Origin of the sequence: Acidithiobacillus sp. (assembly GCF_023255755.1) — a bacterium.
GTDB lineage: Bacteria > Pseudomonadota > Gammaproteobacteria > Acidithiobacillales > Acidithiobacillaceae > Acidithiobacillus.
This window is the reverse complement of the sequence record NZ_JAGDVS010000126.1, coordinates 1-570: the sequence shown is the minus strand read 5'-3', so window position 1 is coordinate 570 and position 570 is coordinate 1. Positions and strand designations below refer to the sequence as shown.

General features: G+C 55.8%; 1 pseudogene. It reads left to right on the top strand.

What is annotated here, in order from left to right:
- A pseudogene (locus Q0C48_RS08900) lies at window positions 1-232 on the top strand (hypothetical protein); the annotation flags it as partial.
- Window positions 233-570: the final 338 nt, after the last annotated feature.

Below are 570 nucleotides of genomic sequence, written 5' to 3'. Positions count from 1 at the left end.
GGGCGGCCAGAAAATGGTCCTGGCGGTGGAAGGCATTGAGAACTTCATCCAGCTCATCGGCTGGATCGCCATTGCACGCGGTCTGGTCATTCTCAAACGGGTGGGGGATGGCACAACGCGGGAGACCTCGGACAAGGGGTTTGTACATATCATCGGCGGTGCGATGGCGGCCAATGTGGTGGGTGGTGCCATTCTTTTTGCCCATACCTTTGGGTTGACGCTTCCCATTTAAAAAACGGTCCGGGCATATCCTCTTGATGGTGTCCGTTGTTGTCATTCTTCGCGTGATGAATGCTGATCCTCGCGCCAGATGGAAATACGGCTCTGACATCGTGCCTTGCCCAGGTTAGCCACTCGTTGCTCCCCAGCTTTTAGGGATATCTCCGCCCGGCCTCTTCGGTTCCTGTCCGACGCAATATGAGTCCTCCTGCGCCCTATAACTCCCCTGTGGGGGTTGTCCCCATCTCTTTGCGCAAGGAGCACATCATGGCCAATGAACAACCGGTGTTGAAAAATCCCATCGAGACACTTACCGAAACCCATCCAGACACATCGGAAGCGGACGCGGTC